3 protein-coding genes are annotated in these 1,373 nt (G+C 32.0%); 1 reads left to right on the top strand and 2 read right to left on the bottom strand.

From position 1 onward, the window contains the following. The coding region (locus tag KI356_RS26640) for a hypothetical protein (protein ID WP_238486248.1) at positions 1-207 on the top strand (207 nt) is incomplete at its 5' end. A 135-nt stretch (positions 208-342) separates the two neighbouring features. On the opposite strand, the gene KI356_RS26635 is transcribed toward KI356_RS26640, so the two are convergent. After that, positions 343-879 carry a DUF2812 domain-containing protein gene (locus KI356_RS26635; RefSeq protein ID WP_212936952.1) on the bottom strand — a complete coding sequence of 179 codons (537 nt, stop codon included), beginning with the start codon at positions 877-879 and terminating at the stop codon, positions 343-345. Positions 880-886: 7 nt separating this feature from the next. Further along, entirely contained in the window at positions 887-1,204 is a 318-nt protein-coding gene (locus KI356_RS26630) for a PadR family transcriptional regulator (protein ID WP_212936951.1), read from the bottom strand. Positions 1,205-1,373 lie beyond the last annotated feature (169 nt).

The following is a 1,373-nucleotide window of genomic DNA, read 5'->3' as shown; positions in this document are numbered from 1 at the left end:
TACTTTTGGATTTTCGATTGGAAGAAGATAACGACTCCTTACGGGCTAGCTATATGGATTGTTTCTACTGTTTGCGGCTTTTTACTTTATTACCATTTTAAAAACCAAAAACCTAATAGAAAAATATTAGTTGGTAGTTCATTATTATTAGTCGCCTCGTCATCATTTATGATTTTGTTAGGTATTGTTACGGGTTTATCTCTGTAATTGTTAGTTCTATGCCGTAAGTATACAGTTTTTTATTATATAAAAAAGAGTGAACAAAATGAAATTAGATAGAAATAAAAGAAGATGATTCCGATAAATTCTACGATATCATCTTCTTAAAAAATCCATTCTTTGTTATAATATTTCGCTTTTCAGCCCCTTAATTTTCCAAGAGAGCCTTATAAAGAGATACATCCACATACAACCAACAACCCCCACCATAACTTTCGCCCAAATAGGCACTCTTGATTCTATCGGGCTTAAAAATACGTTATACATTGATGGTAATATAGTTACTAACATAATAACAAAAAATAGTGATAACTCCTTTAGTTTTTGTATCCTCGTCTCTTTTTCTGAATAAATGTCAGGTAACTCATTATCATCTTCTACCTCTTTACAAAAATAATTCCATTTTGTAAAACTCGTTACATGTTTCCACCCACACATTTCATATATATCAAGATATTCTTTTTGTTTTTCCTTTGAGTCTTTATAATCTAATCTAAAATCTGCTTTATATATTACATCTTTCGGTTCAGTTTTCTTAAACGTATACATGACGTTATATTTTTGTAATGCCCAGCCTTGTTGATGCATTTTCCGTAAAAAAGCTTCTTCTTTTTCTAAACTCCATGCCGCGAAAAACTTCAATACCCTCTTTGTCTCCATCTCCCATTCACTCCCCTAAAATACTGTTTCCATTCCTGACAGATCGTTGTAACCTTTCATACTCCAATTCCAATACTTCTCTCCCAAATGGTGTTAACTCATAGCACTTCTTCCTGTCTGTTGAGGCAACCTCAACAATTAACTTCTCTTTTAGTAACTTCGTCGTATTGCCATATAAAGTACCAGGTCCGAGCTTTACTTCCCCATTTGTCATCTCTTCTACCATTTGCATAATTCCATAACCGTGCATTGGCTTCACCAGTGACAATAATATGTAATATGTCGCTTCAGTTAATGGAATATATTTTTGCGCTTTCCCATTCATTATAACTACCTCCGATACATCGCTTCGTGATATATCGACTAGCGATATATCGTATAACGATATTGTATAGTCATATTCCAAAATATGCAAGTGTAATTTTAAAATTATATATCCATTTCTTTGAATTAAAAAATCATATCAATTTTCTGAATAATTTGTTAAAATATAG

This window comes from Bacillus hominis, assembly GCF_018332515.1.
Taxonomy (GTDB): Bacteria; Bacillota; Bacilli; order Bacillales; family Bacillaceae_G; genus Bacillus_A; species Bacillus_A hominis.
This window is presented reverse-complemented; position numbering and strand designations above follow the sequence as displayed.

What these genes read in the sequence shown, in the direction of transcription:
- KI356_RS26635 (WP_212936952.1), bottom strand. Translation starts at nt 879, where the DNA reads ATGGAGACAAAGAGGGTATTGAAGTTTTTCGCGGCATGGAGTTTAGAA.
- KI356_RS26630 (WP_212936951.1), bottom strand. Translation starts at nt 1,204, where the DNA reads ATGAATGGGAAAGCGCAAAAATATATTCCATTAACTGAAGCGACATAT.